We start from the raw sequence: 26,727 nt of genomic DNA, 5'->3' as shown, positions 1-26,727 counted from the left end.
TAATTATAGTGTCGGTTATACTCGACTTAATAAAATTAAAGGTACTGTTTCCAGTGGCTATGGGTGGAACTATATAATGAACTCAAAATCGGTAAACGAGATCATAGATCATTTCGAAGAATTTTATCGAAATATATGTGCCTTACCAGATGTCATATATGATAAAAGCATATATAAAAGGAGTAAGGAGTTTTTTGATAGCATTCCTGATGATCATATTGAAGAAGATGAAGAATATATTACGAAATATTTTAGAGAAAAAGTAGAACCATAGGAACCCGGGAAAATATGGTGAGGCAATGATATGTGTTTGTAAAGTATTTAGGTATACTGCAAAAGAGTTGGACGAAGCATGCACGATAGCCGGCGTCTCGTGCGTGGGGCTGTACTACTACGGAGCACGGTATCTCGATGCGAAGTACAGTCGGTGGCTGAGTGCGGATCCGGCGGCAGGGGAGTATTTAGATCAAAGTTCCAAAGGCGAAGACGGAGCGTTTAATGTATTAAATTTGAACCTTTATCATTACGGCAATAATAACCCGGTAAAGTATACGGACCCTGATGGCGAGAGTGTATTTGGAGCCGCAATAATAGGGGGATTAATATCTGCTGGGATTGATTATGCTTTCCAAGTTGGAGGAAATTATTTGCAGGGGAAAAGAGGTGCTGAGCTTTGGACTGATATAAATGCAGGTCAATTAGCAGGTTCTTTTGTATCTGGTGCATTAACGACGGTTGGACTTGGAGCTGTATCAAATGTTGCAGGTCTTGCTAATAAGGGTGGAAAATTAATACAACTTGCAGGCAGTGCCGTTGTAAGCGCAGGTGCTAGTGTACCAGGAACAATAGCTCAAAATTTTGTGAACAATAAAATTAATCCAGATAATAAAGTTGACTTAATTGTAGACAGCTTTTCAAATAAAATAAAAAAATACTATAAATGGTATGTGGTAATAAGGATGAGTAGTGTATGACAGTATTTGAACTTTATGATAATGTGAATAGGAAAACATGGATATTACAGGGAATAGTTTCATTTACTATTGTTATTTTTGTATGGAGAAAAAAACTATTAGATATTAATACAGAAAATAAGTATTATATATTATTGGTAGTTATTATTTTGCTTATAAAAGCAATAATGTATATTTTATGTTTTTTTATAGTGATAATAAAAAATAAGAGGCTATAAATGATAGTTTTTTTATCATATGGCTTCATCTGCCTACGCCGGATTGCTTCCCCGCGCAGCGTTCTCGCCGCGAGCGGAAGCGAGCGTACGCTATGAGGGAAGGGAGTACGGGCAGGGCACAAACGCGGAAATCAATTTTTACCTAAAAGGTCGAAAGTCGAGTTTCGAAACTATTTCTGAATAAAGGTATGCCATCGGCGAGAACTTCGTTCGCCGGGTTCACTATCGAGTTTGTTTTGCAGATTCGCCGTGTATGTGCCGAGGTTAAGCTTTTAACGCAGGCTTCCGTAAGTCTAACGCTTGCATTTTTACGAGTGAATATTTACAGCCGCAGTATTCCTGCCGGTACATGCCGTATTCTTTGCTGATTTCGAGGCTGCGCTTAAAACCGTTTCGCTTTTTAAAATCGCCAGTGAGGAAACGGGGTCCGCCGGACGCTTCCAGTTTTTCACCGATGTCGTTGATTTTATCGGCGTCTTTAAACGGACTGATCGAAAGCGTTGTCGTAAACCAATCGAAAGAATGTTCTCTTGCGTATTCGTATGCGTGTTTTATACGCAGTTCGTAGCATCGTCTGCACCGCTCCCCGCGTTCGGCTTCCGATGCAAGTTCGGGATTTTCCGTTATGCGCACTGCGTCTTCGAATTCGCGCACGTCATAATTCGCACGTATGAGCCGAACGCGGTTTTCGAGCGCCGGGGGAAAACGCGGTAAAAAGGATTCGAGTTCGTGCAGACGCCGTTCGTATTCTTGTCGGGGATGGATATTCGGATTGTAATAATAAATCGAAATATCGAAATACGATGCGAGGTATTCGATGACGTAGGACGAACACGGCGCGCAGCATGCGTGAAGAAGGAGCGAAGGTTTTACCGCAGGCGCTTCCGCTGTCGGTCTTATTGTAATGCGGTCGAGGATGCCGTCGAGTTCCGATTGATAATTCCGCTTCATCGTTTTCGATTATATCGCGTGCCGATAGACGTTCGCAATACGATACGCCTACGCCGCCGTGGAGCCGTGCCGAAGGCAGCGACCGCAGCGGAGCGAGGACGCCGCGCGTGAGCAAGCGGCGGAAGGGCGGATCGCAAAAAAGTTTCGTCCCGAGTAAACATGATCGGATAAGGCGGTGCGATTTTCCGGCGGGGAAAATAATTAAAAAAAATAATTAAAAGGGGACTGTGCGAAAAGCAAAAACGATGATAAAATGAAAATGTATGCAGCGCGATCGACAGTTTCCATGCGGAGTATTGGGGCATTGAACATCGGTACGAATAAAACTGTTGTAAAAAACAGGCGGCATTGGCATAGAGGATAAATATATCCCGTAAACAGGAGAACACAGCTATGGAAAAAATCACAAACGTCCCCGAAGTAAAACTCGGGATCATCGCGGTCAGCCGCGACTGTTTTGTCATCTCGCTTTCGGAGCGGCGGCGCAAAGCGATCGTGGAATCCTTTTCGCAGTACGGTACTATTTACGAAGCGAAGACGACGGTCGAAAACGAGGCCGATATGGTGAAAGCCGTCGACGAAGTAAAACAGGCGGGCTGCAACGCGCTCTGTGTATTTCTCGGAAACTTCGGACCCGAAACGCCTGAAACGCTCATCGCAAAAGAATTCGCAGGTCCCATGATGTACGTCGCTGCGGCGGAAGAGCGCTCGGGTGATTTGATCGACGGGAGGGGAGACGCATACTGCGGTATGCTCAACTGTTCGTACAATCTCGGACTGCGAAAACTCGACGCGGTCATTCCCGAATATCCGGTCGGGACCGCCTGCGACATTGCAAAGATGTTGCACGATTTTATTCCGGTCGCACGTGCGTGTATCGGCATCGCAAATTTGAAAATCATCACGTTCGGTCCTCGCCCTCAGGATTTTTTCGCATGCAATGCTCCGATCAAAGGGCTTTACGATATCGGCGTCGAAATCCAGGAAAACTCGGAACTCGACCTGCTCGTATCGTACCGCGCGCACAAAGACGACAGTCGCATTCCCGAAGTCGTAAAAGATATGGAACGCGAACTCGGTACGGAAGGCAATCGATTTCCCGATCTGCTCCCGCGTATGGCGCAGTTTGAACTCACGCTGCTCGATTGGGCGGAAGCGAACAAGGGTGTGCGAAAATACGTCGCGTTCGCAAACAAGTGCTGGCCGGCGTTTCCCAAAGAATTCGGTTTTGAACCCTGTTATGTAAACAGTCGTCTTGCGACGCGCGGCATTCCGGTCGCGTGCGAAGTCGACATCTACGGCGCACTCAGCGAATATATCGGTACCTGTGTGACGGGCGCTCCGGTCACGCTGCTCGATATCAACAATTCCGTGCCGGCCGATATGTACGAAAACGATATCAAAGGGAAATTCCCCTACGCTTACAAAGCGACGGACGTGTTTATGGGATTTCACTGCGGCAATACGCCGTTCTGTCGTTTGAATCCGAAAAGCAAACCCGCCGTCAAATACCAGCTCATTCAGCACCGCCTGCTCGAACCGTCCGGCAGTGAGCCCGACTTTACGCGCGGCACGCTCGAAGGCGACATCGATTCCGGCGACATTACGTTTTTCAGGCTGCAGAGTGCTGCGGACACGACGCTGCACGCATACATTGCGCAGGGCGAAGTACTTCCCGTCGCGACGCGTTCCTTCGGCGGCATCGGCGTGTTTGCGATCCCCGAAATGGGCAGATTTTACCGTCACGTGCTCATTTCAAAACGGTACCCGCATCACGGAGCGGTAGCCTTCGGACACGCGGGCAAAGCGCTGTTCACCGTATTCAGTTATCTGGGCGTGCAGGACATTTCATACAACAAGCCTGCCGGGCAGCTGTACTGCGATGAAAATCCGTTTGAAAACTGATCAACGATTTCGCCGTTCAATCGATATACGAAACGGTTGTTGAACTTATAAAAAACAGCCGACATTTTTACCGGTGTCGGCTGTTTAAATTCTACGAAACGGTTTTTGATTTCCGGAAGCGGCTGTCCGAAAGCTGCAAGCCTATCGGCTTACTCTGTAAGGAAATTATTTTAAGCAGTTCGCTCGCGCGAACTGCGGATCAGCTTTCGGACAGTTTTCTTGATTTCCTCAGATGTATTTATCTGTCCAAAAAGAGTGTCGTCTTTTCGTCGAAGTCGAGCGATACGATGTCTCCGCTTTTGTAGAGTTTCATATCGGGTTTAAAATCGACGCTCGCTTTGATGACCGTTTTTTCGTTGAACAGCAGATCGTATTCGACGTGGCTGCCGACGAAAACGGAACTCTGAACCGCGGCTTTGACGGCGCCTGAATCTTTATCCTGCACGGAAATATTTTCGGGGCGTACGACAAAAAATACGTCTGCGTTCACCGCGGGAGTTGCTGTGAATCCCCGGCGCGCAGTTACCGCATTGACGGAAGAGATAGAAGCGGTGATCATATCGCCGTCGATTTTTTGCACTTTTGCCGGAACGATATTCGCTTGACCGATAAAGTCGGCGACGAATGTCGATGCGGGTTTGCCATATATTTCAAGCGGAGTGCCGATCTGTTCGACTTTGCCGCGGCTCATAACGACGATTCTGTCGGAAACGGTGAGCGCTTCCGATTGATCGTGCGTGACGTACAGGCACGTCGTTCCGAGCGCTTTTTGAATTCTGCGGATCTCCGTACGCATGTGGATACGAAGCTTTGCGTCGAGGTTCGAAAGCGGTTCGTCCATCAAAAGGAGTGACGGCTCCATAACGATAACGCGCGCGAGGGCGACGCGCTGCTGTTCGCCTCCCGACAGCTGATTCGGATATCGGTTTTCATCTCCGCTCAATCCGACGAGTTTCAGCGCATTGATGATTTTATCGTGGATGTCCGCATCTTTTTCGCCGCGCGCTTTCAATCCGTATCCGACGTTTTTGTAGATCGTCATGTGCGGAAAAAGCGCGTAGTTTTGGAACACGAATCCGATGGCGCGTTCGTTTACCGGCACGCTCGTCATATCTTTGCCTTCGATGGTGATGCTGCCGCTCGTCGGGATCACAAAGCCCGCGATCATGCGGAGCGTCGTCGTTTTGCCGCAGCCCGACGGTCCTAAAAACGTGACCATCTCGCCTTTCGCCACTTCGATGTTGACTTTGTCGACCGCATTGAAAATGCCGCCGTTCCGTTCGGGAAATGTTTTTGTAACGTCTTTTAAAACAAGTGATATATCTGCCATAGTATTCTCCGTAAATTCCGTTTATGATTTTTGCTTTGCTTCTTTTGCAAACTGCATCGAATACAATTTCATGCACAGCGCGATAAGCGCATCGGCTGCAAAGACGATGATGATGAGTACGATCGAAAATGCGGACGCCTGCGGAAACTGCAATTCCGTCATGCTTTCGAGGATGCGTGTCGTCAAAAGCGTCCACCGTGCCGAAACGAGGAATATCGTTGCGCTGATAGCCGTCATACAGTGGATGAACAGATACCGCATGCCTGTAAGGATCGCCGGAATGATGAGCGGAATCGTTACGTGCGTAAACGTGCGTACGGCTCCCGCGCCGAGACTCGCGGACGCTTCTTCGAGTGTCGGATCGATTTGCTGCAGCGATGCGATGACGGAGCGGATGCCCGTCGCATAATAACGAAAAATATACGCGGCGACGAGGATCGTCATCGTACCGGTTAATAAAATCGGCCGTTTGTTGAACGCCGCGATATATGCGATACCGACGACCGTGCCGGGCAGCGCGTAATTGAGCAGCGACGAAAAATCGAGCAGGCGTTTTGCAGGGAATTCTTTCCGTTGAATGATGTAGCCGATGACGACCGACAGAAGCGCGCCGAGCAGCGTCGAAACGAAGGCGATCGTCAGCGTGTCGGAAACCGCTTTTTTCCCGTTTGCAAAAACATATCGATAGTTTTGCAGCGTCAGCGTATTGTCGATGCCCCACACTTTGACGAATGAGCCTGCGAGGATGATGAAATACAGATAGATGACAAAAACGATTACGATAAAAGCGATACACCAGCACAGCGCTTTCATCCACTTCGGCAGCGGAACGAATTTCGATTGCGCCGCGCTCTTCCCGGAAACAGTTACGTAGCTTTTTTGGCCGACGAGCATTTGTTGGAAAAAGAACACGAGCAGCGCGGGAATTATTAATAAGAACGAAAGGGAAGAGCCTCCGTTCAAATCGAACATACCGGTGATCTGCAGATATGCCTGCGTCGGCAGAATGGGAAATTTGTGACCGCCCAAAATGAGCGGAGTTGCGAAGTCTGCAAGGCTCGAGCCGAAAAGCAGAAGAACGGAGTTTGCAACGGCGGGAATCGAAAGAGGAGCCGTGATCGTCCGGAATATCCGTTCGCTTTTTGCACCCAAACTTGACGCCGCGTCGTCGAGGTTCGAACTCATCGTATTTAAAATTGCGGAGATAACCATATAAGCTACGGGAAAATAGGTGAGCGTTTCGGAAATCCACGTTCCTATAAATCCGTAGATATTCGCATCGGGAATGCCGAGTAATTTTAATAATGTTCCGTTCGGACCGAGCGCAAGCGTGAGCGATATGCTGCTCGTAAACGGCGGCGAGATGAGAGGTAAAATCGTTATTGCGCTGATGAGTGTTTTAAAAATTTTCGGGAGGTTTGTCCTGTTTACAACGAGGGCAAAGACATAACCCAAAAACGTACCGCATACGCTTACCGCCGCCGCGAGCGCAAGACTGTTCCACAGCGCTTTCAGCGTATATGCGTTGAGGAAATTTTTTTTAAGCAGTTCGGATGAAATGCGTCCGTTTGAAAAAAACGCCGTATATAAAAGCGTTATGACCGGATAAAAAATAAATACCGCAAAACACGTCCAGATGACGACGAGCGCACAAAAAAGCGCGGGATCTTTTTTTATTAAAAGTACGCGCCGCCCGTTTTGCAGCGGATTGTTATTCTGCATGGCTGACCTTTAGTTATTAAAATTGATAAAAATTTTCGATTAAAATATCAACGGGACACGGAAAGCGTGCCCCGTACGGCTTTATGTATGAACGAAATTATCTGAATCGTGCGCGACCTTAAAAAACGCAAAGGAACGTCTTTTGCTAGGAACGCGCAGCGATTGCCTCATCGCACGAAAGCTTTATTGTTGGATAACTTCCTTGATCCATTTTTCGACGTACGCTTTCCGCTTTTCGCCTTTCCATGCGGACGGCGCGTTGATCAAATTCATCTTTTTCATATCGAGTGCGGGATCGTCGACTTTTATATCGGGGCGCGTCGGAATATAGCAGATTTTATTCGCCATCATAAAATCGCCGAGTTTTTTTGTCGACGCCCAATCCATAAGACGCCGCGCAGCGTTCGGATGTTTGCATCCTTTGAGAATTCCCGAACCTTCGACGCCGTAGGTAATGCCTTCTTTCGGGAATGAGATGACGAGCGGGTAGCCCTGATGTGTGATATCGAGCGCATCGACGAGATAGAATACGCCGCTTGCCGCCTGGCCGTTTGCGATCGGAAGCGCGCCGCCCGCGCCGCTTTTCGTATAAAGCTGAACGTTCGCGTTGAGCTTCTTTTGATAATCGAACGCCTCTTTTTCACCGACCGCTTTTACGAGCGAATAAATGCGCTCCGTCGCGGTTCCCGACGTGCGGGCATCCGCCATCTGCAAGCCGTTTTTATATGCCGGATCCAATAAATCGTACCAGCTTGTCGGAGCCGAAAGATTGTTCTTTTTGAGAAAATTCGTATTGGTGAGGAAGCACAGCGGAATGATGCCGATGCCCGTCCAATAATTGTCCGGCGAGCGGTAGTTTGCGGGTATCTTATCGGCTTCAGCGGGTTTATACTGTTCGAAAACACCTTCTGCAACGCCCGCGTCGTAGGTATCCGACGGGCCGCCCCACAGGCAGTCCACTTGCGGATTTCCTTTTTCAGCTATGATGCGCGACAGCGCTTCGCCGGAAGAGAGGCGGACGAAATTGACTTTGATGCCGGTATCTTTTGTAAATTCCGCTAAAATCGGCGTTGCGTATTTTTCCGGCATGATGGAATACGCGTTGAGTTCGGTTTCAGCCGCTTTGCCGTCCGACGAACCGTTTGCGAACATCGGGAATGCGATACATACGGCGAAAAATACGATTGCCGCTTTTTGTAATAATTTCAAAATAGACCTCCAATAAAGATATGATATCAGTGTGAGCCATTTTTGTGCAGTTGTCAAGTTTTTTTTCGTATTCTGTTTTGTGTTTTTCTTTCGGTAATTTTTTTTATCGGTTTTTCGGCTTTTTCTTTTTCCTCCGTATTTTTCAACTGCGGTCTTATATCCGCTTTTTCTTTTTCCTCCGCTTGGATCCTATAGCTGATCCTGCACTGAACTGCCAAAAACAAAATCGCCGCGACGGAAAATCGTTTGAAGTCGTCGTAAAGCGCGAAAAAATCGTACAGACCGTGCAACAGCGGCGTAAATAAAAGTGCGGCGATGTCGATCCGCATCCGCTTTATCGACCGGATAAACAGACCGCCCAATCCCGCGCACAAAGCGTGCACCGCATCGCTCGTAAACATCCGTTCAAACAGTTGGACGTATATGAGGTGCGCGCCGATCGTATTTGCCTGCTGGAGATGCTGTAAAAAATAAATCGCCGATTCGAAACAGCCCAAACTCATGCCGCAGATACACGCGCACAAAAAAAATTTTCCGAGCGACAGCCGCTTTGACGGCAAAAGCAGCATAACGACCATTTTAAAACCTTCTTCGATGAGGCCGTTAAATAAAATCGCGCGCAAAAGCTGTGTGATCCAATGATCCGATTGCAAAAACGAAATATCGGCTACGTAAAATTGTAAAATTGAAATCGGGGCTACGGCCAGCAAACCGAGCAGTGCGGCATACAGCATCGCGATGATCCCGACATGAGCGAAGCAGCGTATCGACAAAAATATAATAAGGAGGGGAGCGAAGCAAAGGGCAAGTGCCGCATAGATATTCATACAAAAAGCATACTGCAAGTTATGGACTTTTGCAATTACAAGCAATATACTGGCGGTATGACAGTATCTCCTGATCCGGCATACATTATCTTCGGTATAAAACACTCGGGAAAAACGACGCAAGGCCGTCTCCTTTCAAAAAAGATTTCCTTTCCCTTTGTCGATATCGATGAAATCATCACGAAGCAGACGGGCTTTACGCCGCGTCAAATATACTTCGATTACGGTCCGGAAAAATTTATGAGCGCGGAAGAGAAAATCTGTCGCGTGCTCGAAAAAAAATGCTCCGGCAAAAAAATCATCATCGCGACCGGAGGCGGCATATGCGATAACGCTCCTGCGCTGATGCACTTGCGCGATTTGGGAATGTTTGTTTTTCTCGAAGTGGCGGAAGAAATCGCATTCAACAGGATTTTGGAAAAGATAACGTTCAACGACGACGGCTCGGTCGCAAATGTACCCGCATATATCGCTCGCAAAGAACCGAAAACCGAAGAAGAAGTGAGAGCCGTCTTTCACGACGTCTTTACCGAGCGGACTGCACGATATCGATCCTTTGTCGATACGATCGTTCCGCTCGAAGACGTTTCCAAAGAAGAAAATTTTAAAACGTTGTGCGGAGCACTCGGCATAGTGTAACGCTGCCGCGCGCTCCGATCACTGCGATCAACTGCAGCCGCACCCGCCGCTGCAGCCTCCGCATCCGCCGTTACAGCTTCCGCCGCAGCCGGACATCTCGGGCATGAGCTCTTCGTCGGTCGCTTCGCGCACGTCGACGACATTGATGTCGAATACGAGCGTCTTTCCCGCCAATTCGTGATTGCCGTCGACGGTAACGGTTTTATCGGTTATGTTCCGGATCGTCACGGTCATGGGACCGCCTGCCGTCTGTGCTTGAAATTTCATGCCGACTTCGAGCGGAGAGCCGGTATCGAACTGATCGCGCGGCACTTCTATGTACAGCTTCGGATCGTATTCGCCGTAGCCGTCTTTCGGCAAAACGGTTACCGTAAACGCATCGCCGGGATTTTTGCCTTCAAGTTCGGTTTCGAGTCCGGGGATCAGATTGCCGTTTCCGTGCAGGTATTCGAAGGGAGCAAGCCCCGAAGACGAATCGATCAACACGCCGTCGGTATCTTTGAGCGTATAGTGTATTTTTACCATTCTGTTTTTTGCAATGCACATATTCGATTCCTCAATCCATATCCTGAACGACTTCCGTCACTTCGGGACATGCGTCTTTCAAATAGCGTTCGACACCCATTTTAAGCGTCATCATCGCCATGGGGCAGCTGCCGCATGCGCCTACCAATTTTAAATGAACGCGGTTTTGTTCATCCAAGGAAATATATTCCATATCGCCTCCGTCAGCCTGCAGCTGGGGGCGGAACATATCGAGCGCTTCTTTTATTGAAGCTTCAAGTCTTTCGTTTGCCATACGATCTCCCGGCGGTGCCGACGCATTCAAATCGAAACAGCCGACGCCGCGTTTAGAATTTCCGATATTGTAAATATACTGTAATTTTATCGATTTGTGATTTTTTTCACAACGGTTTGAAGCGGCGTATCGTAGTACAAAATATCGTACATCGCCGAAGCTGCGATGAGTTTCCGTCCGTAATCGCGCGTTTCCGAATACGGGATCGTTTCGAGAAACAGATCGCTTGCAGTATGTCTGCCGAGTTCCAAGTGCGAATTGTTTATCCAGCGGCGTACGCGCCCGATCCCGGCGTTGTATGCGAAAAATGCCGTGAGCGGCGAACCGCCGAGCCGCTTCGTAAGGTACGCGAGATAATACGCGCCGAATTCGATATTCGTCGCAGGATCGAGCAGATCGTAATCGCTTCGTTTCAAACGCATCGCGATTTCGTCCGCGGTCAAATCCATCAGCTGCGTTAAACCGCGCGCACCGGCAGCGCTTATGACGTTATTGCTGAAAAAGCTTTCCGTACGGATAAGCGCGTACAAAATCGCTTCATCGATACCGAACGCTTCACACGAAGAAGAAACTTCTTTCGCATAATTGCGCGGGTATAAAAGCCGGTACGCGTCTTCGCCGAGCGCTTCGTCGCCGTACACGGCGGCTTTTGCGATGATCCTGAGGCTCTGCGTATAATATTCGTCCGTACCCGACGCCGCTTTATTTAAAAAATCCGAAAGGACGGCAGCGCATTCGACGCTTATCGTCTTGCCTCCGGAGGTAAACGAAAGCCATTCCGGATAAATTTTTTCCGGCAATCCGAAAAGTGCGTAGCCTGCAAGCAGACGTTCGACGGCTTCATCCTTTATAAAATTTTTATTGATTTTTGTTCGATACAGAGCGGCTTTCACTTCTTCGATGTCGAGATCGAGTTTTGCCGCAGCAAGCACTTTATAGTAAAGATCGCAATCGAGCGAAAGCACGCGGCGGAATGCGCTTTCGGCTTCCGTTTTCGGAGCTTCGGATGCGACCAAACCTTCCTGCACGAGACGCCCGTAGAGATACGCAAAACGGCCGACGGATACATCCGACGCATAGCCGTCGACAGCATCGTACACTTTTTTAAAATCGTTCCAGCGCGATTGCGAAAGGAGCAGCGGTGCAAAGAGTTCGAAAAAATCGTCGAAGTACGAAGTATCCTCGATTTTTGCGCGGCGGGTTTTAAACACGTCTATCGCGGTATCGACCGAAACGCGCAGGCTGCCGTTCAAGAGATACCACAGTGCATTGTCGTATTGCGCTCCGCTCGGCGCAGAGTCCATCGCACGGGCAAAACGATCCGCCGCCGTCGCGTAATCCGAATCGGCTTTATCGTAGAGCCTGCCCGCATAAAAATACGCATTGTAGACGACGTCCGCATCGTTTTTTTCGTTTGCCGCAATGTCGCTGAAAATCTTTGCGTTTTTTATACGGTTCGAACTGCCGTAGAGACAGGCTTTTCCCATATCCGAAACGATCTGCGCCGTAAGCGGCAGCGCCTTGTTTTTTATCGTGATATCGACAATGTCCGAAAAGCGCTCATACGCGGAATTGTAATTCGCGTTGTAGACGTCGATCCTGAAATTAATAATTTTACTTTTCGCCGATTGAAAGCCTTCGGTTATAGTTTCCTGATACAGTCGATACATCGAAGGCGTCATCGATCTCGACGTATACCACTTGTACGCTTCGTCTTCAAAACGCTGACTGCTCCTTTTAAATAGTGCGCTCAATTTAATACGGGCGATTTCGCTGCCGCACGACGCAACGTCGATCGGCTCCGTCAAAACGAGGATTTTCGAATACTCGCCCGCGTTTTCGTATTCGCGCAATGCGATCAAAAGCGCGTCTTCATCGGTATAGGCTGCTGAAAGTTTTTCGCACGCCGAAAGCCGCTCCTGCACCGAGCCGAACTGTGTAAGCTCTTCCGCGCTTCGGCGGGCCGCATAATACGAACCTTTTTTCGCACATCGCAAAAAAAGCTGCCGTGCGGCTTTTTCGTCACCGTCCGACTCTTTTCTGAGCGCGATATAGTAATTCGCATCTTCGCCGTACAGTCTGCGAAGCGAATCGAAACCGCTTTCGTTGCATCCCGAAAAACCGACGGCAAAAGCGAAGAGAACAAAACTTATTAATAATTTTAACAAACGTAAATTCCGCACGGCTCGGCAAGACGGTGATCATTCTACCGGGATGCGTATCGTCGTTCCCGAAATGATGTAATCGGGATTTTTGATATTGTTATATCGTGCGATCCGCGGATAGCGCCACGGATTTTTATAATACGCGTCGGCTATATCCCACAGCGTGTCGCCCCATTTGATGCGGTATGCGACGTCTCCCGTCGATTTCGAAGCGGCGGCAGGGCGCACGGGTGCAACCGTTTCCGCGCGCGGAGCAACGACGATTTCATCGGGTTTTGCCGGCATAACCGGCTCTTCGCGTGAAGGTGCGGCCGTATCGCGCGCCGGCAGAACGACGGTATCGTCCGTATGCGAAGCGTGCGATAAGAGTACGTTGTATTTCGACGGTATCACAAACAAAATCAATATCGTTGCGATAACACAGATCAGCGCGCACAACAGACAGATGAGCACCGGCGCCTTTGTCTTTTTTTTGATCACGGTTTTCGATTGGTATTTCGTAGCGGTAGTCCCCTCTTGTATATTTGTATCATCGGTTTCGCCGAATTGCAGATCATCGAGCGAATCGATATTCCGCGTTGCAGTGTCGGTTTCGTTTGACGGCATATCGATGCCGTCAAAAAAATCATCCGAAAAGGTATGGTCGCCGGATGCCCTATCGATATCCGAAGTTTCGCTTTGCACAGGCGGGACTTCGTCGAACGACGGAAGATCCGCCTCATCGAAATGAAAGTCGTCGGTATTATCGGCTGTAGAAAAATCGGTCGCTTCGTTTTCGATCGACGTTTTTTCCGCCGGCGTATCGTCGAACGACGGAAGGTCGGCCGCGTCGAAATGGAAGTCGTCGGCATTATCGACTGTAGAAAAATCGGCCGTTTCGTTTTCGATCGGCGTTTTCTCCGTCGGCGTATCGTCGAAAGTCGGAAGATCGATGTCGCTAAAATCCGCATCACCCGTCCCATCATCAAAAAATTCCGTGTCGGATTTTTTTTCATCAATCGCTTCCGTCGAATAAACGTCCGGCGGCGCAAATATATCGTCTGTCGGCGGAGTATCGGCGGCATCGGAAGCGTTCGAAGCGGATTCGGAAACCGGTTTTGTTAAATCCAATTCTTCCGGCAGATCGAGATCGCTGAAATCGGGCGGTTCGATCGTTGCATCCTCCTGCGCTCCTGCAGCGTGCAGCAATCCGCCGGATGCAATCGCGGCACCTGTCGTGATCGCAGGTCCGTATCCGTTATCGTCATTCGGGTGCCGGGGTTCAGTACCTTCGACAAGCGATACCGTAACTGCATTGTGTCCGCCGGATTCGCCGTCATCGATTTCCGCAAAAAGTTTATTCTGTTCGTCGAGAGCGACGGTAAACGATATGTCCGGCTCCCCGTTCGGATGCGCAAGGAGATTGTCGATCTTCAACGTCGCCGCATACTCCGCATTTTCCATGGAATTCGTTTCCGAGCGGTATAAATCAACCGTGATAGCGGTTTGATTATCGCGCACCGTCGTCAAGTCGAGCGTTTTTTTTGCAGGCACACCTTCTTCGAGCAGCGGATAAAACGAGCCGTCTGCAAGTTTGATTCCGATCATTTTCATAAAACACCCTCAACTGCCACTGTTATGATACAGTGAAACCGAATATAACGCAATGCGTCCGCCGAGTACCGTTATTCTTTCCGAAATTCTCAAGCCGATAAAATTTCACCTTATTATATTGTCGGCATAACGGTTGCAATATAAAAGGAAATTAATATAATGATTGCGATATAAATGAAAATCAATAAAGCCGTATTCCGGTGTAATCGGGAGCTTCTAAAAACTGAATTTTGTCGCGGTAGTCGATTACTATTTCCCCGTTTCCGATTCTTTTTGCAGCCCCTCGTTTGCGGCTTCCGCTTTATCGAAATCGATCGGCGCAAAAGGCATCGCGAGTGCGTCGGTCGCTTCCTGTGCCGCTTTTTCCGAAGATTTTACGGTACACGATGCGGAAAAAAATGCGAACGCAAGCGCGCAGAGTACGGAAAGCGGCAAAACGATCTTTTTAATAATCATACCGGCCTCCTTTTTCATCATAACACAAGCGTGCAGTGCAATCAATAATCCGCACATATCAACGCACGGGCAACCGTATGATTTTTTCGGAAACGCTTAAAGAAACTTATTGCGCGCTTCGGCTAATCGATATATACTGAAATCATCGAAACCGCAATTGAAGAAGCATGTACAAAGCGCGTCTGAAATATCGCCGTCGCTTTTGTATTTCGGGTTTATAGGGGGTTGTATGTTCAATTTTACATATTTTACACCGACGAAAGTCGTTTTCGGAAAAGAGACGGAAAAGCAAATCGGTGCGCTCGTCGCCGAACAAAAATGCAAAAAGGTGCTCATCCATTACGGGAGTGGAAGCGTGCAAAAATCGGGACTCCTCGACCGCATAAAAAAATCGCTCGATGAAATGCATATTTCGTATATCGAACTCGGCGGCGTCGTACCGAACCCGCGCCTTTCCCTCGTATACAAAGGCATCGATCTTGTCAAAAAAGAAAACGTCGATTTTATCCTTGCAGTCGGGGGCGGCAGCGTTATCGATTCGGCAAAAGCGATCGGCTACGGCGTTGCAAACGAAGGCGATGTATGGGATTTCTATGAACACACTCGCCTGCCGGAAGCGTGTATGCCGATCGGCGTCGTAGTGACGATCGCCGCGGCCGGAAGCGAAATGAGCAACAGCACGGTTATCACCAAAGAAGAAGGGCAGGTAAAGCGCGGCTGCAATACGGATTTTTGTCGTCCGAAATTTGCGGTGATGAATCCCGAATTGACGATGACGCTTCCCGATTATCAAACCGCCTGCGGCTGTACCGATATCCTCATGCATACGATGGAGCGCTATTTTACGAACGGCGGCAATATGGAAATCACCGACGGCATCGCCGAAGCGCTCATGCGCACGGTTATGATAAATGCGCGGATACTGCGTGACGAGCCACAAAATTACGATGCGCGCGCGGAAATCATGTGGGCGGGAAGCCTTTCACACAACGGGCTTACCGGCTGCGGTAACGACCGCGGAGGCGATTGGTCGTCGCACGCGCTGGAACACGAATTGAGCGGCATGTTCGACGTCGCGCACGGCGCGGGACTCGCGGCCATCTGGGGAAGCTGGGCGCGCTATGTGTATAAGGATTGTCTGCCGCGTTTCCATAAGTTTGCAGTCAACGTCATGGGTATCGCCGACGGCAATCCGGAAGAGATCGCACTGCGCGGCATTCAAGCGATGGAAAAATTTTTCCGCAAAATCAAAATGCCGACGAACCTCAAAGAGCTCGGCATCAACCTTTCCGAAGAGCAGATGAAAACGCTCGCGCACAAATGCAGCCTCGCGACGGGCGGCAAGCGCGGTTCTGCAAAAGTGTTATACGAAGCGGATATGTTCGAAATTTATAAAATGGCAAATCAATAGCACGTCCCCGCGTCGGGTAGGTGTCAGAGCGCTTTCATCAGCGCGGCGATATTTTCCTGTACGACGTGCAGCAGCGCGTTCCGTTCGACTTTATCGGGAAAGTTCCGCCACACGATGTATGCCGCTTTCGGCGCGACTTCGGCAAGCGGACTGCCGACGGGGTTGTGCACGTTGTCGATGATTATATCGTAGCCGCCGCTTTTCGCATCCGCGATTTGATTCGCCGTCACTCCGTCCGCTCCGAATATCGCCGCAACGGTAAAACCCAAATCGGCGGCGAGATAGCGCTGATGCGTGTGGCACAGAACTTTTGCATTCGATTTTCCTCTGCGCTCGATTTCCGCTTTCGCTTCCCGTATTGCGTTTACGTAGAGCGCGAGGCGCGCTTCGTTTTCTTTTTCCGTACCCAGCTTTTCCGCGATTTTTGCCGTTTCGCTCGTCACAGTCGCAATCGAATTGTTGTTCGCAATCCGTATCATCTGCACAGTGCCGACGGAAGTGCCGAGTGTTTTCATCATACGCTCAAAACCGGCGTAGACGAAAAAATCGCTCGCTGCGATTTTTTGAATGTCGCTCACCGTCACTTCGTATTCCGGCGGATGGCGGAGGTTTGCGGGTGCGATCGTTTCGACGCCGTCCGCTCCTGCAATATCGGCAAAGGCGGCCGTCCACGACGTCGACGCAACGACGCGAGGTTTCGTTTCGGACACACTTCGTACAGGAGAGCGCTCTCCGGTTTTTTCATTTGCAAAAAGTACCGCCCCTGCAAATGCGAGCAGTATGAAATTAATAATTTTTTTCATCATGTAAAGTCCTCCAAATATATTCAGACAAAACCGGTTTGCCGTCCCTTAAAATTACACAGGCGGCGTCCAAAAACTTCAGTTTATGGACAGTTTCCTTGATTTAATGCAATTTTTTGCGCGCAGCTTATTTGCAGCTCATCCGCTTGAGTTCGCGGCCTTCCATATCGTACAGTGCGATTTCACCCTTTTCGTATACGGCAAATCCCGCAGGAGAGCCGTTTTTCGGAAGTGATGTCGAACCGGGATTGCATACAAGCACACCTTCTTGCGTTTTATACAAATGCTGTTCGTGGATATGACCGAACAGTTCGATATCGTTCGGCGAAAGCGGCGGAATTTTGCTTCCGGCGACGACCGCTTCGTCCGAGGTTTTTTTCGCCGGAGAATAGATATGTCCGTGCGATGCGAAAATCCTCACGCCGTCATCGGCGATGCAGGCGTAGTCCGCAGAAATCGGAAAGGCGAGCACCATCTGATCGACTTCGGCATCGCAGTTTCCGCGGCACGCGATTATGTTGTGTGCGAGCGGGTTGAGCATTTGCGCGACAAGAGCGGGCGCATAGTTTTCCGGCAGCGGATTTCTCGGTCCGTGATACAGCACGTCGCCGAGTAAAATAATTTTATTGCATTTTAGCGCATGAAAGTGCGCGAGCGCTTTTTCACAAGCCGCGGCGCTTCCGTGAATATCGGACATGATAAAGTATTTCATAGTGCGAATCATAACGCGCTTAGCGTCTTTTGACAATGTTTTGAAAATATCTCATTCACGGCGACAACATCGGAAATCATATTTCCCGTCCCGCATCAGCGCGGACGGCTGCGTTTTTTGCAGTTCGTATAAAATGATCGATGCCGCCTGTGCGACGTTTAAACTCTGTATCGCAGGTTCGGCTCCTTCGGCGAACCCTGCAAAGGGAATGATAACGCACTCGTCGCAGTTTTTACGCACATCGTCTGAGATGCCGTCCTCTTCGTTGCCGAGCACGATGAGCAGGGGTTTTCCGCCGCACATACCGGCGATTTCCGCAAGCGTTTTTTTTGCACGCAAATCGGTGCCGATCCGCATCATGCGTCCGCGTACCGCTTCCATAAAACGCGGAATCGAATTCGCCGAATAGATATCGACGAATTCCATGCCCCCTTGAGCGATGCGGTAACTGCTCGTCGTAACGGCCGACTGCGATTCGGCCGCCGGGATAACGATGTTTTTCATACCGAAAAAAGCTGCGCTCCTGACGATTGCGCCGAAATTATTCGCATTGCCGATGCGGTCGAGCACAAGTACGTTTTCGCCGTTTGCGATCCACTCGTCCGAGACGTCGGAATCGAGCGGTATGATTTTCGGCATAAAGATCATCGCGACGACGCCCTGATGATGCACGGTTCCGGAAAGTTTTTCCAAATCGGCCGGCTCGACCAAATTGTATATGCCGCGATTTTCCGCAAGCTTTTTACACAAGCCTCCGAAAAACGGCGCGGTTTCTTTTGTAAAATACAATCGGCGGATTTTTTTCCAATCTTTTTTTTCGAGCTTTTTTACGGCGGAAAGTCCGCACACCGCGAGTTCGTCGTTTTGTTTGTTTCGCATGAATTTATTGTAGCCGATTGCGCCGCACGTGACAACGGATGTTATAGGTACGGATGCTGTAGCAAACGGGTTCGAGAGTGTTTTTTATGAAGTGCATCGGTTCGGTGATTATACCCGCACATATAGAACTGTTCGGAATTTAATAAATGATTTTGGCAATAAGCTCTGTACCTCTTTTTTAATTTGCCGGACGTCGTTATTATCCTGTTTGCTCTTTCATTTGTATTTCAGTATATTTTATACGTATTTACACAAGGAATTAGAATGAAAGAAATCAAGCAGGAGTTTTTGACGGGTGAACGCGCACTGTTCCAAGCGCACGATATGAAAATCGTCGATACGATTTTTGCGGACGGCGAATCGCCGCTGAAGCACGCATCGGACATCGAACTTGACGGCTGTATGTTCAAATGGAAATATCCGCTGTGGTACGGCAAAAACGTCACGGTGAAAAACAGCACGTGGTTTGAAATGGGGCGCGCGGGTGTATGGTATACGGATAACGTTAGCGTCGAAAACAGCGTCATCGAAGCGCCGAAAAATTTCCGCAGATGCCGGAACGTGCGCCTTGCAAACGTCGATATGCCGAACGCGGCCGAAACGTTTTGGTCGTGCGACGGCGTCGTATTTGAAAATGTCAGAGCGAGGGGCGACTACTTTGCGATGAACAGCCGAAACATGAAAATAAACAATTTTATTTTGGATGGCAACTATCCCTTCGACGGCGCGCAAAATATCGAAATCGATAATTCGAAACTCATTTCAAAAGACGCGTTATGGAACGCCGAAAACATCATCGTTCGCAATTCGTTTATTTCCGGAGAATATCTCGGTTGGAATTCGAAAAATCTGACATTCGAAAACTGCACGATCGAAAGTTTACAGGGTATGTGTTATATCGACAACCTCGTTATGAAAAATTGTAAACTCATCAACACGACGCTCGCTTTCGAATATTCTTCAGTCGATGCCGACATAACGAACACGATAGACAGCGTGTTTAATCCTTCAAGCGGCACGATACGCGCCGAGCGCATCGCAAAGCTTATCGTCGAAAAAGATAAAGTCGATCCCGCGAAGACGAAAATCGTGTGCAGGGATATTGTGAATTAAAAGCGTCGCTCAACGGCGCGTCACTTTTGATCCCGCGCACGATTTTACAGCACCATGACGAGAGTTCCCGCCGTAAGGAGGAGCGCACCGACGAGCGATTTTACCGAAACCTTTTCGTGCAGGAAAATAAATGCGAGGACGAGCGTGATCACGACGCTCATCTTGTCGACGGGAACGACCTTCGATGCGTCTCCCGTCTGCAGCGCGCGGTAATAGCAAAGCCACGATGCGCCGGTAGCGAGTCCCGACAGAATTAAAAAAATCCAGCTCTTTTTTGGAATCGCCGTGATGCCGCCCTGCTCGTGCGTAACGAAAACCATAAGCCATGCCATCGCGAGCACGACAAAGGTTCGGATCGCGGTTGCAAGATTCGAGTTCACTCCTTCGATTCCGATTTTCGCGAGGATCGAAGTGAGCGCGGCGAACACTGCGGAACAGACGGCAAAGGGCAGCCACATAGTACGCCTCCGTACAACTATATTGATTGAACGGCGGGTTTTTAAAGCGGCTCGTGTTCCGCCGCTTAAAACTCGACATTCGACCTATTATTATTTTTCGAGCGATAAAAATATTTTATAGCAATTATACGCCGTACAGATGTCTTCTTTATTTGTCAATTCCCACGGCGCATGCATACTTAAAACCGAAACACCCGCGTCGAGCACGTCCATGCCGTACTTTGCCGCAAGGTAGGCGATCGTACCGCCGCCGCCCTGATCGACTTTTCCGAGTTCGGCCATTTGAAACGGGATATTGTTTTTTTCCATAAGCGCGCGGACTTTTGCGATGAATTCGGGATTCGCGTCGCTTGCGGAATATTTGCCGCGGCTTCCGGTGTATTTATTAAAAACGATCCCACCGCCGAGGAACGACGAATTGTCTTTGTCGTAGAGATTGCCGTTCATCGGATCGAAGGCGGCGTTCACGTCGCTTGAAAGCATCGCCGAATGTGCGAGGCAGCGCCTGAGCGTCAGATCGCTGTAACCGCCGCTCATACGCGAAATGATTTCGGCGACCGCATTTTCGAGCAAGTGCGAGCCCATGCCCGTAGCTCCTACACTGCCGATCTCTTCTTTGTCGACGCAGAGACAGCAGTTCGTGCGCGTCTTTGCCGTGCTGTCGAAGAGCGCCTGTGCCGATGTGAATGCGCACGCGCGGTCGTCCTGTCCGTACGCGAGGATGAGCGATCGATCGATGCCGCAGTCGCGCGACAAGCCTGCCGGAACGATTTCAAGTTCGGCGGATGCAAAATCGTCTTCGTCGATATTATATTTCGATTTTAATAATTTTAAAACGGCTTTCTTATATTTTTCTTTATCCTTTGAAGATTTTTCATCGTCTTGTTTTTTTTGTTTGTCTTTTTTTTGCGGAATGCCGGAACTCAAAATGAGGTCGAGGTTTTCGCCGGGAATAAAGTCGGACGCTTTTTCTTTCATCTGCTCCTGCGCGAGATGAGGCAAAATATCGGACACGCAGAACACCGGATCGTCCGCAACTTCGCCGATCGTCACGTTGATAACGCTGCCGTCGGTTTTGCATACGACGCCGTGGATCGCAAGCGGCAGCGTTACCCATTGATATTTTTTTATACCGCCGTAATAGTGCGTGTTCAAGTACACGATACAGTCTTTTTCGTAAACGGGATTTTGCTTTACGTCGAGGCGCGGCGAATCGATATGCGCGCCGAGGATATTCATACCGTCTTCGAGACTGCCCGTTCCGATGTCGAACAGGGCGACGGTTTTGTGCATTTTCTGTACATATACTTTATCGCCGGCTTTCAGCGTTTTATATTTTGTGATATCTTTATAACCGCGCTTTTCCGCCGCTTGGATGATTTCGGCTGTACACTCGCGTTCGGTTTTTCCGGCGTCCAAAAATTTTTTGTAATCGTTAATAAATTTTTCGTTCATACTATGCTCCTCATTATATGCGTACTTATAAAAACCTGATCGATATTATTTAAAACATACGTCGACTTCAAAGGGACCGTATTGCGTCGCAAACGGGATACCGACGATCGGATAATTTTTCGGCCATGAAAGCGTGTGATCTTTTCCAGCTACGACAACGGGCGGCGATACTCGTATGTCTCTGTTTTTGATTTCCGAAATCGCGTTCCCGGCAATGATATTCGTAAATTCGCTTACGAGCTGCTTTGCGAGTTCTTCCCGCTCCGATGCCACAACGATCTCTATGCCCGAACGGTCGAGCATTTTATCCGCAAGGATTTTATGCAGACGAAACGCGACGACGCCGTTGCAGTCGCCGGTAAGACCGAGCAGGCCCGAAATCTCCCACGCATGTCCGGCATTCGGGTCGAGCAGGTACGGGTCTTTATGCTGCGGCGGCATATCGAACATATTTTTAAATGCATTTTCACACGATATTAAAAACGGATTAATAATTTTTACGTCCATTTCGCATTCAGTATATCGCAATGTAAAATTTGGGGCAAGGTGAAAAAATCGATTGTAGAAATTCATATCCGTGATAGTGTAGAGAACGTATGCTGTCTTTTCGAGAAAAATCCGTTGCAGGAAAAAAGCCGCGGGGTTTAAACGTTCCGCGGTTTTTTTATTGTGCGGCAATCACCTTTTTAGGACAACATATCCGATACTTTTTTCGGGTATACCGATCATATCTCGATTTCGCCTTCGTAAACCGTATCGCTCTGTCCGGTCAAATAAACGGTATCGCCTGTGTACTTTACGATGAGCGTGCCGCCTTTCACTTGCACGGTGATATTTTCATCCATCGGACAATAGCCGTTCAGCACGGCAGCGATCGCGGCCGCACATGCGCCGGTACCGCAGGCGGGCGTTTCTCCGTTGCCCCGTTCCCACGTCCGCATCTTCAATTCGTTCCGGCCGACAACGCGCACGAACTCCGTATTCGTCCGATTCGGAAAAGCGGCGTTGTTTTCAAAGAGCGGCCCGATTTTTTCGACGTCGACTTTATCGACAAAGCCGCAAAATACGACGCAGTGCGGCGTGCCGACGGAAAGGCACGTAACGTCGTATTTCGTACCGTCTACGGTAAGCGGCACATTGACGATCGCTTTTTGAGGAAGCCGGGCGGCAAGCGATTCGCGCGAAGTCGGAACGGGCGAAAGCGTCGTCGGAAGAGATGCTGCATCGAAAAGCGGGCGCCCCATGTCGACGGTAACGGAAGAAACTTTTCCGTCGAGTTTATACAGCACAAGCGACTTCGTACCGCTCGCCGTATCGATCGAAAGGGATGCCGTCGGGGATGCCGCATCTCCGCGGTCTTTTACGCCGTTGATATTGTTGTCGTACAGATATTTTGCGACGGCGCGGATCGCGTTTCCCGCCAAGCGTCCTTCGCTTCCGTCCTGATTGAAAAACTGCATATACGCGTCCGCTTTGTCCGAATCTTTGACGAGTACGAGCGAATCGGCACCGATTTCCATGCGGCGATTGCACAGGCGGACGGCAAGCCCCGCAGGATTCGATACCGCCTGCTTCCTCGCATCGATGAGGATAAAATCGTTTCCCGTACTCTGCATTTTGCAAAAGCGCAGTTTTTCTTTCGATTCGCGCAGCGCGTTGATATCGACGAGTTCGACGTTTTCCGCATTGTAATGGCTCATAAGGCAGTTCGCGATCGCGTTCGCCGTATCGATCGCGGTAAGGCAGGGTATGTCGCGCTCTACGGCGTGACGCCGCATACGCACGCTGTCGGCATGCGGGTCGCGTCCCTTCGTGCTCGTCGAAATCACGTAGTCGATTTTACCGGTATCGAGGAGCGTCAAAAGATTGTCGTCGGGATTTTCGTGGATTTTATTTACGACCGTCACTTCCATGCCGAAGTCTTTAATAACGCCCGCCGTGCCTTCGGTCGCGTACAGTGTAAATCCCATATCGTAAAATTTCCGCGCGAGGTCGGGGATTTCAAACTGATCGGTTTTCCGCACCGTAAACAAAACGCCGCCGCTTCTTTTCATGCGGTAACCCGCGCCGATGAGTCCCTTGTAAATCGCTTCTTCCATCGTCGAGGCAAGACCGAGCACTTCGCCGGTCGATTTCATCTCCGGTCCCAAATGCGTATCGACGTCCATGAGTTTTTCAAAACTGAACACCGGCACTTTTACGGCGAAGTACGGCGAAATGCGGTAAAGCCCCGTATCGTAACCGAAAGTTTTCACTTTTTCGCCGAGCATCGCGCGCACTGCAAGTTCGACCATCGGCACGCCCGTCACTTTGCTGATATAGGGCACCGTGCGGCTCGAACGCGGATTCACTTCGATCACATAGAGATCGTTGTTGTAGATGAGATATTGAATATTGACAAGCCCTTTCGTGCCGAGCGCAAGCGCGAGTTCGCGCGACTGCTTGATAATTTTTTGCCGGAGGATATCGTTGAGATTCCACGACGGGTACACGGCGATCGAATCGCCGGAATGAATGCCCGCACGTTCGATGTGCTCCATGATACCCGGAATCAAAATGTCTTTGCCGTCGCAGATCGCATCGACTTCGAGTTCGGTACCGCCCATGTATTTGTCGATGAGCACCGGATTTTCGATGCCCTGCGAAAGGATGATGCCCATGTATTCGCGCACATCGGCGTCTCCCCACGCGATGATCATATTTTGTCCGCCGAGCACGTAAGAGGGCCTGAGCAAAATCGGATAGCCGATGCGCTGTGCGGACGCGATCGCTTCTTCCGTCGTCAAAACCGTTTCCCCTGCGGGTTTATTGATACCGAGTTTGACGCAAAGCGCTTCAAATTTTTCGCGGTCTTCCGCAATGTCGATCGATTCGGCGCTCGTGCCGAGAATTTTTATGCCCTGTTCATCGAGAAATTTTGTTAATTTTATCGCCGTCTGTCCTCCGAAAGCGACGACGACACCGATCGGTTTTTCCGTATTGATGACGCTCATCACGTCTTCCGGCGTAAGCGGTTCGAAGTACAGGCGGTCGGACGTATCGAAATCGGTTGAAACCGTTTCGGGATTGTTGTTGATCGTCACGACATCGTAGCCGAGTTTTTTCAGCGACCACACGCACTGCACCGACGCATAATCGAATTCGATCCCCTGACCGATGCGGATCGGGCCCGAACCGAGCACGATGATCGTACCTTTTTTGCTTTTCGATTTTGCATGTTTGGCGAGAAAATCTGCCGCTTCGTTTTCCTCATAGTAGCCGCCGTAAAAATACGGCGTTTCCGCGCTGAACTCACCGGTACAGGTATCGACCATTTTATACGTCGCGGGAATGTGCGCGAGCTTACCCTGCTTTACGAGCGCGGCGGCGTTTTTCGCTTCTTTAATAATTCCCGAGCCGCCCGGGATCGCAACTCCGCTCAACTCGGTGATCGTTTTATCGGGGAAGCCGTCTTTTTTCGCTTCAAGATACAAAAGAGGCGAAAGCTTTTGCTTACCGGTTTTTACCGATGCGAGCTCGAGTTCACGGAACGCGATATGCTGCAGTTTTGCCAAAAACCATATATCGATTTTCGTAATTTTATTAATTTCGTCGATCGACATGATGCCGCGCACGAGCGCTTCGTAGATCGCAAAAATTCTGCGGTCGGTACATTCGCCGACGCGCTCTTTGATGCGTTCATCGCTTTCGTTTACAAACTGTTTTAAGCGCATCGAATCCGTTCCGATTTCGGCGCCGCGTACGGCTTTCATAATCGCTTCTTCAAACGTGCGCCCGATCGACATCACTTCGCCCGTCGCTTTCATCTGCGTGCCGAGCGTGCGCTTCGCATATACGAATTTGTCGAACGGAAATTTCGGCATCTTTACGACGACATAATCGACGACGGGTTCGAAATACGCCGACGTTTTTTTCGTCACGAAGTTCGGGATTTCGTCGAGGTTATAACCGATCGCGATGAGCGTCGCGACGCGCGCAATCGGATAGCCCGTCGCTTTCGATGCGAGCGCCGACGAACGGGACACGCGCGGATTCACTTCGATGACCGCATATTCGGAAGTCGAGGGATGCAGCGCAAACTGAACGTTACAGCCGCCTTCCATGCCGAGCGAACCGACGATATTGAAAGAAGCCGAACGCAACATTTGATATTCTTTATCGGAAAGCGTCATCGTCGGAGCGACGACGATCGAGTCGCCGGTATGGATGCCGACGGGATCGACGTTTTCCATAGAGCACACGGTGATCATGTTACCGCTGTGATCGCGCACGACTTCGAATTCGATTTCCTTCCAGCCGGCGATACATTTTTCCACGAGGATCTGATGGATGGGTGAACGGTGCAGCCCGTTTTGCGCAATCTCTTCGAGCTCGCTCTTCGTTTCCGCAATGCCGCCGCCCGTGCCGCCGAGCGTAAATGCGGGGCGCACGATCGCAGGATATCCGATTTCATGTTCGGCAAAATCGACGGCGTCCTCAAGCGTCGTCACGACTTTTGACGGAATGCACGGTTCGCTGATGGACAGCATCGTGTCTTTGAAAATCTGCCGGTCTTCCGCTTTATCGATCGTATCCGGCCGCGCGCCCAAAAGCTGCACTCCGTGACTTTTTAAAAATCCCGATTTGGCAAGCTCCATGCTCAGCGTCAGTCCGGTTTGCCCGCCGAGTGTCGAAAGCAAACTGTCGGGCTTTTCCTTTTCGATGATCCGCCGGATCGTTTCGGGAATCAGCGGTTCGATATACACCGCGTCCGCCATGGAGCGGTCGGTCATGAGAGTTGCGGGATTCGAATTGACGAGGACGACGCTCAAGCCCTGCTCTTTGAGCGCTTTGCACGCTTGCGTGCCCGCGTAATCGAATTCGGCGGCCTGCCCGATGACGATCGGCCCCGAACCGATAACCATAACTTTACGAATCGATGTATTTAACGGCATAGGGCATCCTCCCGATCATCCGCGCATCTTCGTGCACTTTGAAATACTGCCTGAGAGGCACCGGTGATTTTAAATGATTTGATTTTTTGTAGGAACGCCGTTTTTGCACGGCCGTCTTTGAGCGCTTTTCGAACAGCGTCAGCGGTAGCCGCATCGCCTGAAAAGAATGCATCG

23 protein-coding genes and 1 pseudogene are annotated in these 26,727 nt (G+C 49.7%); 6 read left to right on the top strand and 18 right to left on the bottom strand.

Features of this window, described 5'->3' with window-relative positions:
- A partial coding sequence (locus JSQ97_RS09505; protein ID WP_205075839.1) for a hypothetical protein occupies nucleotides 1–274 on the top strand: 274 nt, incomplete at its 5' end.
- A gap of 67 nt (nucleotides 275–341) precedes the next feature.
- Nucleotides 342–974: an RHS repeat-associated core domain-containing protein gene (locus tag JSQ97_RS09500; protein ID WP_239447070.1), complete on the top strand. Its 633-nt coding sequence runs from the start codon at nucleotides 342–344 to the stop codon at nucleotides 972–974.
- A 482-nt stretch (nucleotides 975–1,456) separates the two neighbouring features.
- On the opposite strand, the gene JSQ97_RS09495 is transcribed toward JSQ97_RS09500, so the two are convergent.
- A complete protein-coding gene (locus JSQ97_RS09495; RefSeq protein WP_205075837.1) occupies nucleotides 1,457–2,143 on the bottom strand; it encodes an epoxyqueuosine reductase QueH in 687 nt (228 codons plus the stop codon).
- A gap of 393 nt (nucleotides 2,144–2,536) precedes the next feature.
- Here JSQ97_RS09495 and JSQ97_RS09490 point away from each other — a divergent pair, with 393 nt between their 5' ends.
- Nucleotides 2,537–4,048 carry an L-fucose/L-arabinose isomerase family protein gene (locus JSQ97_RS09490; RefSeq protein ID WP_205075836.1) on the top strand — a complete coding sequence of 504 codons (1,512 nt, stop codon included), beginning with the start codon at nucleotides 2,537–2,539 and terminating at the stop codon, nucleotides 4,046–4,048.
- A gap of 238 nt (nucleotides 4,049–4,286) precedes the next feature.
- Here JSQ97_RS09490 and JSQ97_RS09485 read toward each other — a convergent pair whose 3' ends face one another.
- The 4 genes from JSQ97_RS09485 to JSQ97_RS09470 all read right to left on the bottom strand — a co-directional run bounded on the left by JSQ97_RS09485 (nucleotide 4,287) and on the right by JSQ97_RS09470 (nucleotide 9,136).
- Nucleotides 4,287–5,378 (bottom strand): ABC transporter ATP-binding protein, encoded by a 1,092-nt coding sequence (locus JSQ97_RS09485; RefSeq protein WP_205075835.1) that lies wholly within the window; start codon nucleotides 5,376–5,378, stop codon nucleotides 4,287–4,289.
- 21 nt (nucleotides 5,379–5,399) lie between these two features.
- Entirely contained in the window at nucleotides 5,400–7,100 is a 1,701-nt protein-coding gene (locus JSQ97_RS09480; protein WP_205075834.1) for an ABC transporter permease, read from the bottom strand.
- A 183-nt stretch (nucleotides 7,101–7,283) separates the two neighbouring features.
- The gene (locus JSQ97_RS09475; RefSeq protein WP_239447069.1) at nucleotides 7,284–8,309 is read right to left on the bottom strand and encodes an ABC transporter substrate-binding protein; all 1,026 of its coding nucleotides are present in this window, start codon (nucleotides 8,307–8,309) and stop codon (nucleotides 7,284–7,286) included.
- Nucleotides 8,310–8,362: 53 nt separating this feature from the next.
- Nucleotides 8,363–9,136: a PrsW family glutamic-type intramembrane protease gene (locus tag JSQ97_RS09470; RefSeq protein WP_205075833.1), complete on the bottom strand. Its 774-nt coding sequence runs from the start codon at nucleotides 9,134–9,136 to the stop codon at nucleotides 8,363–8,365.
- 57 nt (nucleotides 9,137–9,193) lie between these two features.
- Between JSQ97_RS09470 and JSQ97_RS09465 the strand changes: the two genes are divergently transcribed.
- A complete protein-coding gene (locus JSQ97_RS09465; protein WP_205075832.1) occupies nucleotides 9,194–9,775 on the top strand; it encodes a shikimate kinase in 582 nt (193 codons plus the stop codon).
- A 27-nt stretch (nucleotides 9,776–9,802) separates the two neighbouring features.
- On the opposite strand, the gene JSQ97_RS09460 is transcribed toward JSQ97_RS09465, so the two are convergent.
- The 5 genes from JSQ97_RS09460 to JSQ97_RS09440 all read right to left on the bottom strand — a co-directional run bounded on the left by JSQ97_RS09460 (nucleotide 9,803) and on the right by JSQ97_RS09440 (nucleotide 14,788).
- A complete protein-coding gene (locus JSQ97_RS09460) occupies nucleotides 9,803–10,321 on the bottom strand; it encodes an FKBP-type peptidyl-prolyl cis-trans isomerase (protein ID WP_205075831.1) in 519 nt (172 codons plus the stop codon).
- A gap of 10 nt (nucleotides 10,322–10,331) precedes the next feature.
- On the bottom strand, nucleotides 10,332–10,574 hold the full coding sequence (locus JSQ97_RS09455; protein ID WP_021329614.1) for a NifU family protein: 243 nt from the start codon (nucleotides 10,572–10,574) through the stop codon (nucleotides 10,332–10,334).
- A gap of 86 nt (nucleotides 10,575–10,660) precedes the next feature.
- On the bottom strand, nucleotides 10,661–12,742 hold the full coding sequence (locus tag JSQ97_RS09450; RefSeq protein ID WP_205075830.1) for a flagellar assembly lytic transglycosylase: 2,082 nt from the start codon (nucleotides 12,740–12,742) through the stop codon (nucleotides 10,661–10,663).
- A 33-nt stretch (nucleotides 12,743–12,775) separates the two neighbouring features.
- The gene (locus JSQ97_RS09445; protein ID WP_205075829.1) at nucleotides 12,776–14,332 is read right to left on the bottom strand and encodes an Hsp70 family protein; all 1,557 of its coding nucleotides are present in this window, start codon (nucleotides 14,330–14,332) and stop codon (nucleotides 12,776–12,778) included.
- Nucleotides 14,333–14,581: 249 nt separating this feature from the next.
- Nucleotides 14,582–14,788, bottom strand: a complete 207-nt coding sequence (locus JSQ97_RS09440) for a hypothetical protein (protein ID WP_205075828.1) — start codon at nucleotides 14,786–14,788, stop codon at nucleotides 14,582–14,584.
- Between the two features lie 229 nt (nucleotides 14,789–15,017).
- On the opposite strand from JSQ97_RS09440, the gene JSQ97_RS09435 reads away from it, so the two are divergent.
- Nucleotides 15,018–16,199, top strand: a complete 1,182-nt coding sequence (locus JSQ97_RS09435) for an iron-containing alcohol dehydrogenase (RefSeq protein ID WP_205075827.1) — start codon at nucleotides 15,018–15,020, stop codon at nucleotides 16,197–16,199.
- A gap of 23 nt (nucleotides 16,200–16,222) precedes the next feature.
- On the opposite strand, the gene JSQ97_RS09430 is transcribed toward JSQ97_RS09435, so the two are convergent.
- The 3 genes from JSQ97_RS09430 to JSQ97_RS09420 form a co-directional block, all read right to left on the bottom strand.
- Nucleotides 16,223–17,005: a metal ABC transporter substrate-binding protein gene (locus tag JSQ97_RS09430; RefSeq protein ID WP_205075826.1), complete on the bottom strand. Its 783-nt coding sequence runs from the start codon at nucleotides 17,003–17,005 to the stop codon at nucleotides 16,223–16,225.
- A gap of 124 nt (nucleotides 17,006–17,129) precedes the next feature.
- Nucleotides 17,130–17,714, bottom strand: a complete 585-nt coding sequence (gene yfcE / locus JSQ97_RS09425) for a phosphodiesterase (protein WP_205075825.1) — start codon at nucleotides 17,712–17,714, stop codon at nucleotides 17,130–17,132.
- A gap of 51 nt (nucleotides 17,715–17,765) precedes the next feature.
- Nucleotides 17,766–18,593 (bottom strand): TrmH family RNA methyltransferase, encoded by an 828-nt coding sequence (locus JSQ97_RS09420; RefSeq protein ID WP_205075824.1) that lies wholly within the window; start codon nucleotides 18,591–18,593, stop codon nucleotides 17,766–17,768.
- Nucleotides 18,594–18,857: 264 nt separating this feature from the next.
- Between JSQ97_RS09420 and JSQ97_RS09415 the strand changes: the two genes are divergently transcribed.
- Nucleotides 18,858–19,706, top strand: coding sequence for a DUF3737 family protein (locus tag JSQ97_RS09415; RefSeq protein WP_205075823.1), 849 nt, complete (start codon nucleotides 18,858–18,860; stop codon nucleotides 19,704–19,706).
- A gap of 44 nt (nucleotides 19,707–19,750) precedes the next feature.
- On the opposite strand, the gene JSQ97_RS09410 is transcribed toward JSQ97_RS09415, so the two are convergent.
- From JSQ97_RS09410 to JSQ97_RS09390, 5 genes and pseudogenes are all read right to left on the bottom strand, one after another.
- On the bottom strand, nucleotides 19,751–20,164 hold the full coding sequence (locus tag JSQ97_RS09410) for an EamA family transporter (RefSeq protein ID WP_205075822.1): 414 nt from the start codon (nucleotides 20,162–20,164) through the stop codon (nucleotides 19,751–19,753).
- A 90-nt stretch (nucleotides 20,165–20,254) separates the two neighbouring features.
- Nucleotides 20,255–21,634: pseudogene (locus JSQ97_RS09405) on the bottom strand (aminopeptidase); the annotation flags it as partial.
- Between the two features lie 30 nt (nucleotides 21,635–21,664).
- Nucleotides 21,665–22,126 (bottom strand): chemotaxis protein CheX, encoded by a 462-nt coding sequence (locus JSQ97_RS09400; protein WP_205075820.1) that lies wholly within the window; start codon nucleotides 22,124–22,126, stop codon nucleotides 21,665–21,667.
- A gap of 218 nt (nucleotides 22,127–22,344) precedes the next feature.
- The gene (carB, locus tag JSQ97_RS09395; RefSeq protein ID WP_205075819.1) at nucleotides 22,345–26,553 is read right to left on the bottom strand and encodes a carbamoyl-phosphate synthase large subunit; all 4,209 of its coding nucleotides are present in this window, start codon (nucleotides 26,551–26,553) and stop codon (nucleotides 22,345–22,347) included.
- Nucleotides 26,528–26,725, bottom strand: coding sequence for a hypothetical protein (locus tag JSQ97_RS09390; RefSeq protein WP_205075818.1), 198 nt, complete (start codon nucleotides 26,723–26,725; stop codon nucleotides 26,528–26,530). The genes carB and JSQ97_RS09390 overlap by 26 nt, the downstream gene beginning before the upstream one ends.
- Between the last annotated feature and the right edge of the window lie 2 nt (nucleotides 26,726–26,727).

This window comes from Treponema sp. Marseille-Q4523, from assembly GCF_016901105.1.
Classification (GTDB): domain Bacteria; phylum Spirochaetota; class Spirochaetia; order Treponematales; family Treponemataceae; genus Treponema_D.
This window is presented reverse-complemented; position numbering and strand designations above follow the sequence as displayed.

Coding starts and splice junctions, on each gene's coding strand:
- JSQ97_RS09495 (WP_205075837.1), bottom strand. CDS start 2,143: ATGAAGCGGAATTATCAATCGGAACTCGACGGCATCCTCGACCGCATT.
- JSQ97_RS09490 (WP_205075836.1), top strand. CDS start 2,537: ATGGAAAAAATCACAAACGTCCCCGAAGTAAAACTCGGGATCATCGCG.
- JSQ97_RS09485 (WP_205075835.1), bottom strand. CDS start 5,378: ATGGCAGATATATCACTTGTTTTAAAAGACGTTACAAAAACATTTCCC.
- JSQ97_RS09480 (WP_205075834.1), bottom strand. CDS start 7,100: ATGCAGAATAACAATCCGCTGCAAAACGGGCGGCGCGTACTTTTAATA.
- JSQ97_RS09470 (WP_205075833.1), bottom strand. CDS start 9,136: ATGAATATCTATGCGGCACTTGCCCTTTGCTTCGCTCCCCTCCTTATT.
- JSQ97_RS09465 (WP_205075832.1), top strand. CDS start 9,194: ATGACAGTATCTCCTGATCCGGCATACATTATCTTCGGTATAAAACAC.
- JSQ97_RS09460 (WP_205075831.1), bottom strand. CDS start 10,321: ATGTGCATTGCAAAAAACAGAATGGTAAAAATACACTATACGCTCAAA.
- JSQ97_RS09455 (WP_021329614.1), bottom strand. CDS start 10,574: ATGGCAAACGAAAGACTTGAAGCTTCAATAAAAGAAGCGCTCGATATG.
- JSQ97_RS09445 (WP_205075829.1), bottom strand. CDS start 14,332: ATGAAAATGATCGGAATCAAACTTGCAGACGGCTCGTTTTATCCGCTG.
- JSQ97_RS09440 (WP_205075828.1), bottom strand. CDS start 14,788: ATGATTATTAAAAAGATCGTTTTGCCGCTTTCCGTACTCTGCGCGCTT.
- JSQ97_RS09435 (WP_205075827.1), top strand. CDS start 15,018: ATGTTCAATTTTACATATTTTACACCGACGAAAGTCGTTTTCGGAAAA.
- JSQ97_RS09430 (WP_205075826.1), bottom strand. CDS start 17,005: ATGATGAAAAAAATTATTAATTTCATACTGCTCGCATTTGCAGGGGCG.
- yfcE (WP_205075825.1), bottom strand. CDS start 17,714: ATGAAATACTTTATCATGTCCGATATTCACGGAAGCGCCGCGGCTTGT.
- JSQ97_RS09420 (WP_205075824.1), bottom strand. CDS start 18,593: ATGCGAAACAAACAAAACGACGAACTCGCGGTGTGCGGACTTTCCGCC.
- JSQ97_RS09415 (WP_205075823.1), top strand. CDS start 18,858: ATGAAAGAAATCAAGCAGGAGTTTTTGACGGGTGAACGCGCACTGTTC.
- JSQ97_RS09410 (WP_205075822.1), bottom strand. CDS start 20,164: ATGTGGCTGCCCTTTGCCGTCTGTTCCGCAGTGTTCGCCGCGCTCACT.
- JSQ97_RS09400 (WP_205075820.1), bottom strand. CDS start 22,126: ATGGACGTAAAAATTATTAATCCGTTTTTAATATCGTGTGAAAATGCA.
- carB (WP_205075819.1), bottom strand. CDS start 26,553: ATGCCGTTAAATACATCGATTCGTAAAGTTATGGTTATCGGTTCGGGG.
- JSQ97_RS09390 (WP_205075818.1), bottom strand. CDS start 26,725: ATGCATTCTTTTCAGGCGATGCGGCTACCGCTGACGCTGTTCGAAAAG.